Source organism: Actinomadura sp. (assembly GCF_044508335.1).
Lineage (GTDB): Bacteria > Actinomycetota > Actinomycetes > Streptosporangiales > Streptosporangiaceae > Spirillospora.
In genome coordinates this window covers 25784-31783 of the sequence record NZ_JBIQHY010000085.1, presented here as the reverse complement: position 1 = coordinate 31783, position 6000 = coordinate 25784, and the positions used below count along the sequence as shown (strand labels likewise).

The following is a 6000-nucleotide window of genomic DNA, read 5'->3' as shown; positions in this document are numbered from 1 at the left end:
GGTCGGGTCGCGCCGGTCGGGTCGCGCCGGTCGGGTCGCGCAGGTCAGGTCGCGTCGGGGTCCTGGAGGAGGGCGCCGAGCGCGGAGCGGGCGCCCGCCCCCGGGTCGCCCCGCACCTCGTACACGCGGGGCTCCTCGCCGGTCTCGTCCACTGTGATCCGGTAGGCGGGGAGATCGGCGCCGATCTCCCCGGCCCGGCCGCGGGCCTGCGCGGCGGCGAGCTCGTCCACGGCCTCCCGGATGCGGCCGGCCCGGCCGGCGGGGAGCGCGTCGGTGTCGTACAGCGCGACGACCGCGCTCCGGCCGGTGAACCCGCCGGTGCTCTCGATCTTCACGCGCATGGCGCCTCCCCGCCGGCGGTGCTCACTTGCTGAAGGCCCGGCGCAGCTCGTCCAGCTCGTCCCGGAGGATGTCATCGTCCTCCAGGGAGCCCCGCCTGGCCAGCTTCTCCGGGGCGACGACCTGGTACTCGGGCATCTGCATCGTGCCGCAGCAGCGCGACCGGTCCTGGTCGGCCAGCAGGCTCGCCGACTGCTCGTCGTGCGCCTCGACCTCCGTGACGTCCCGCCCGTCGCCGGTGTAGCCGGGCTCGGTCATCGCCATCTGCCCGCTCAGCAGGTCCCGCAGCGGCGTCGCCGCGGTGGTGATCTCGCGCACCGCGAACCGGTTGCGGATGAACGTCCGGTAGATCGCCGGGTCGCCGCGGCCCGCCGACGCCTGCAGCATCTTGTTCGCGACGTCCACGTACCGGGCGCCGGTCGCCGGGGACGCCACGATCGCGTCGAACACCAGCTTGCACAGGGAGGCCGCCGTCTCGATCAGCACGATCGTCGCGTCCTTCGTGCGCCGCTGGCGGCTCAGCTCGAACGTGAACACGTCCGCGAGCACGTCGTAGACCGCCCCCGTGAACACCTGGGAGATCGCGTGGACCTCGTTGCCGACCTGGCTGAGCTTGAGGTCGTTGTCGGCGTTGCGCAGCCCGGACGGCATGCCGAGGCCCTTGCCGAACTCCTCCGCCAGCTCCGTCAGGAACGACTTGTCGTGCAGGTTCGCCTTGGTGAGCGCGACGAGGGCCTCCGCCTGGTCCGGCTCGGCGAGCGCGAGGAAGATCGCGGTGATGTCGCCGAACGCCTCGTGCAGGCCGCCCGTCTGCGGCGGGTTGCCGGCCGACAGCCAGCCCGGCTTGAGGCCGTCCAGGATCGCGTGCCCGGTCTCGTGCGCGACGATGTCCAGCGAGCGGCACGTGTGCAGGACGGAGCTCTGCCCCTGCGGCGTGAAGAACAGGAACTTCAGCGCCTTCGCCGTCCGGCTGTAGAAGGCGTTCGCGCCCTCCCCGGCGTGCGGGAACACCGTGATGCGGTCGGTGTTGCCGCCGACGTTCCACGCGAACGGGATCGGGTCGCCGCCGTTGTGCCGCTCGTACATCGCCATCGTCTGCCGGACGACGGCGAACGTGTGCGCGCAGTCGAACTGCGGGCTCCCGGCGGCGAACACGAAGTCGCCGCCGACATTGCGGGTCACCGGCGTGACGCCCGGCAGCTCCGTCCGGACGCGGGCGTCGGTCGGGCCGTTCAGCACCACGGTCGGGATGAACGCCAGCCGGGCGCCGAGGGCCGTGACCGAGGGGTCCTGCTTGTAGACGAGGAACCGGTGCCCGGTGCGCAGCGGCGCCGGGATCGGCACCGGCCGCGGCAGGGGCTCCGGAAGCGGCGGAGCCGCGCGCCGCACGCGCTGGGCGGGAATCTCGATCGGCGTCGATCCGGCGTCCCGCGGCGCCTCGTGGTCCTGCTGGTGGATCGTCATCGAAACCACCTTCCCCTGACAGTGCGCGAGTCCCTGCTGACCCTGCGCTCCTGCGAGCGGACATGCGGGGTTGAAGTACGGGGCCTTGCACCCGTGGACCGGCGCGGCCGGCTCGGTTGTCCGCTCTGTTCTGCCAACGTCCGCCGGTCGGGAGATCCAATCAACCCCGCGAAGGTGAAAAGCAGTCGTCTGTCCACATGCTGCCGCCGGGCCCGGAGAGCGGGACGCGCCGAAAACGTCCGCGCCGCGCCGTAGACTCGCACGTGATGTCGAAGACCGAAGCTCACCCCCTGCTCGACGGCCTCAACCCGCAGCAGCGCGCCGCCGTCGTGCACTCCGGCGGCCCCCTGCTGATCGTCGCGGGCGCGGGCTCGGGCAAGACGCGGGTGCTCACCCACCGCATCGCCCACCTGCTCGCCGAGCGGGACGTCCACCCCGGCCAGATCCTCGCGATCACCTTCACCAACAAGGCCGCCGCCGAGATGAAGGAGCGCGTCGACGCCCTCGTCGGGCCGCGCTCGCGCGCCATGTGGGTGATGACGTTCCACTCCGCCTGCGTGCGGATCCTGCGCCGCGAGGCCAAGCGCCTCGGCTTCCCCACGAGCTTCTCGATCTACGACCAGGCCGACGCGAACCGGCTCATGGCGCTGGTGTGCCGCGAGCTCGACCTCGACCCGAAGCGGTACCCGCCGAAGTCGTTCAGCGCCCAGGTGTCCAACCTGAAGAACGAGCTGATCGACTACGAGACGTTCAAGAACCGCGCGTCCACGCACATGGAGCAGACGCTCGCCGAGGCGTACGAGATGTACCAGGCGCGGCTCCAGCAGGCCGGCGCCATGGACTTCGACGACCTGATCATGATGACGGTCAACCTGCTGCAGGTCTTCCCGGAGGCCGCCGAGCACTACCGGCGCAGGTTCCGGCACGTCCTCGTCGACGAGTACCAGGACACCAACCACGCGCAGTACGAGCTCGTCCGCGAGCTGACCGCCCCCGTCGAGGGCGTCGGCGCGGCCGAGCTGTGCGTCGTCGGCGACGCCGACCAGTCGATCTACGCGTTCCGCGGCGCGACGATCCGCAACATCCTGGAGTTCGAGCGCGACTACCCGGACGCCACCGCGATCCTGCTGGAGCAGAACTACCGCTCCACCCAGACGATCCTGTCCGCGGCGAACGCCGTCATCGAGCGCAACGCCGACCGCAAGCCGAAGAAGCTGTGGTCCGACCAGGGCGAGGGCCACAAGATCACCGGCTATGTGGCCGACAACGAGCACGACGAGGCCGCGTTCGTCGCCCACGAGGTCGACCGGCTCACCGACGAGGGCGAGGCGCGTCCCGGCGACGTCGCCGTCTTCTACCGCACCAACGCCCAGTCGCGCGTCTTCGAAGAGGTGTTCATCCGCGTCGGGCTGCCGTACAAGGTGGTCGGCGGGGTCCGGTTCTACGAGCGCAAGGAGATCCGCGACGCGCTCGCCTACCTGCGCTGCCTCGCCAACCCGGAGGACACCGTCTCCCTGCGCCGCATCCTGAACGTGCCCAAGCGCGGCATCGGCGACCGCGCCGAGGCGTGCGTCGAGGCGTACGCGTCCCGCGAGCGGATCTCGTTCTGGCAGGCGCTGCGGGCGCCCGAGGACGTGCCCGGCATGGCGACCCGCTCGATCAACGCCGTCCGCGAGTTCGTCGCCCTGCTGGACGAGCTGCGCACCGCCGCCGAGACGCTCACCCCGGCCGATCTGGTCGCCGAGGTCCTCAAGGCCAGCGGCTACCTGGAGGAGCTCCAGAACTCCAAGGACCCGCAGGACGAGACCCGCGTCGAGAACCTCCAGGAACTCGAAGCCGTCGCCCGCGAGTTCGAGGAGCGCCTCGACGGCGAGTCCGCCGAAGGCCGCCTGCCCGAGTTCCTGGAGCAGGTCGCGCTGGTCGCCGACGCCGACTCCATCCCCGGCGGCGCCAAGGGCGGCCCCGTGCCCCCCGGCGAGCAGCCCGAGGACACCGAGCAGGGCGTCGTCACCCTCATGACCCTGCACACCGCCAAGGGCCTCGAATTCCCGGTCGTGTTCCTCACCGGCATGGAGGACGGCGTCTTCCCGCACCTGCGCGCCATGAGCAACCCGAAGGAGCTCGAAGAGGAACGCCGCCTCGCCTACGTCGGCATCACCCGCGCCCGGCGGCGCCTCTACGTCTCCCGCGCCGCGATGCGCAGCTCGTGGGGCGCGCCGCAGGTGAACCCGCCGTCCCGCTTCCTGGGCGAGGTCCCGTCGACCCTGGTCGAATGGGAGCGGGAGGCGTCCTCGGCGTCCACTCCGGCGATGTCCCGGATGGCGCAGCGCCCGGGCGTGCGCTCCCCGGGCAACCGCCCCGTGCCGTCCCTCTCCCCGGGCGACAAGGTCACCCACGACGCCTTCGGCCTCGGCACCGTCGTCTCCGTCTACGACCGGGGCGAGAAGGCCAGCGTCGACTTCGGCGGCGAGTACGGCGTCCGCACCCTGGTCCTCCGCTTCGCCACCATCGAGAAGCTCTGATCGCGCCGTCGGCGGGCGGGAACGGCCGATCGGCGCCGGTGCCGCCATCGGCGCTGACCTGGGGCGGCCGGCCCTGGTCGGCGGGGAGCACCGCGCATGCGGGCGGCGTCTAGGGGATGGGCAGGGGGCGTTCCAGGGCGGAGAGCGTGAGCAGGACGAGGGAGGCCGTCCAGCCGAGCGGGGCCGGGCCGGCGGGTTTTCCGGTCGGGCCGACCTTCTCCGGGAGGACGCCGAGCGATGTGCGGTGCGCCGCGAGCCAGCTGAGCCGGTCCAGCGCCTCGTCGGTGCGGCCCGAGGCGGCCGAGCTCAGCCCGAACAGGGCCGTCTCCGGGGTCCACGCGACGTCCGGGGAACCGGACCAGCGCTCGCCCGGCAGCACGCCCCCGTTCGGCAGCGCCTGCCTGCGGGCCGCGTCCGCGATCGCGGCCGTGATCTCCGCGTCGGCGGGCGCGAACGGCGGGGCGAGGAACGTCACCGAGGTGTCCATCAGGCCGCCGGGCACCGGCGAGCGCGGGTAGCCGTACGGCGCGAACTGCCGGGCCACGGCGTCCGAGACGCGCTGCGCCGCGCCCTCCCACGCGGCCGTCCGGCCGGTCTCGCCGCGCAGCCGGGCGAGGTCGGCGGCGGCCCGCAGGCCCGCGAGCACGGGCCCGACGACGCCGAGCGTCGGCCGCCGCGGGTCCTGCTCGCGGAGCGGGTCGCGCTCCCAGTAGTCGGACGAGGCGGGCGGCAGGCCCTCGGCGTCCAGGGACCGGGCCAGGTGGTCGGCGGCGCGCCGCACCATCGGCCACAGGTCCGGCAGGTCGTCGGGCGAGCCGGCCTGCACGCGGTAGAACCACGCCGCCCACAGCACCCAGCCGAGCGAGTCGAGCTGGGCGCGGCGGCCGTCGGCGACCGCCGTCCCGTCGGCGTTGTAGCGCGCGGCCCACATGCCGCTGCCGCTCTGCGCGCGGGCGAGGAACCGCAGGACGCGGCGGGCCTCCGACGGGTGCCCGGTGACGGTGAACGCGGCGACGGTGAACGCCGAGTCGCGCGGCCAGCAGTACCGCCACTTGGTGTACCAGGAGGCGAGCGACGCCCCGTTCGGGCGGGTGAGGAGCCGCAGGTCGAGCAGGGCGCGCGCCGCCATGTCGCGGTAGGCCGCGCCCATCCCGCCCGTCGGGATCGTCCCCTGCGCCAGCCACAGGTTGTCGGACCGGACGGCCGTGTCCACCCGCGGGTCGTCCGCGTCCACGGTGACGGGGGTGTCGCCGCCGGCCGGGATGAGCCGGATGCGCCCGTCCTCCAGCCGGACGACGGAGCTGTCCGGCAGGTAGGCGGCCCCCTCGGCCTGCTCGGGGGAGAGCGGGACGCCGGCGAACGGCCAGCCGCCCCCGCCGATGAGCCCGGGGCTCGACCAGCCGGGCGCGGACGGTTCCGGTACGGTGGCCCCGCCGGTCGCGATGAGCGCGGCGACGACCAGCAGCGCGGCGGTGCGGCGGACCTTGCGCACGCCCGAGCGCCCGCGGGTCCGCGGGCGCGGAGGGGCGGTGCGCACGGGCCGCCGCACGGGGACGGCGGCCGCGAGGGATGGGTCCCGTTCCTCCGCCATCGCCATGCGTTCGCCCCCTTTGCGCCCCGCCGAAGCGAAATAAGTACATCAAACTACGTCAATTGGTTCATCCTCCTCACGAGC

4 protein-coding genes are annotated in these 6000 nt (G+C 73.3%); 1 reads left to right on the top strand and 3 read right to left on the bottom strand.

Going from position 1 to position 6000, the window contains the following annotated elements; translation table 11 throughout:
* Positions 1-44 precede the first annotated feature (44 nt).
* On the bottom strand, positions 45-341 hold the full coding sequence (locus ACIWVC_RS24640; protein WP_396446654.1) for a protealysin inhibitor emfourin: 297 nt from the start codon (positions 339-341) through the stop codon (positions 45-47).
* Positions 342-363: 22 nt separating this feature from the next.
* Entirely contained in the window at positions 364-1803 is a 1440-nt protein-coding gene (locus tag ACIWVC_RS24635) for a hypothetical protein (RefSeq protein ID WP_396446653.1), read from the bottom strand.
* A gap of 266 nt (positions 1804-2069) precedes the next feature.
* Between ACIWVC_RS24635 and pcrA the strand changes: the two genes are divergently transcribed.
* Positions 2070-4325: a DNA helicase PcrA gene (gene pcrA, locus ACIWVC_RS24630; protein ID WP_396454632.1), complete on the top strand. Its 2256-nt coding sequence runs from the start codon at positions 2070-2072 to the stop codon at positions 4323-4325.
* A gap of 109 nt (positions 4326-4434) precedes the next feature.
* On the opposite strand, the gene ACIWVC_RS24625 is transcribed toward pcrA, so the two are convergent.
* The gene (locus ACIWVC_RS24625) at positions 4435-5922 is read right to left on the bottom strand and encodes a glycoside hydrolase family 15 protein (RefSeq protein WP_396454631.1); all 1488 of its coding nucleotides are present in this window, start codon (positions 5920-5922) and stop codon (positions 4435-4437) included.
* Positions 5923-6000 lie beyond the last annotated feature (78 nt).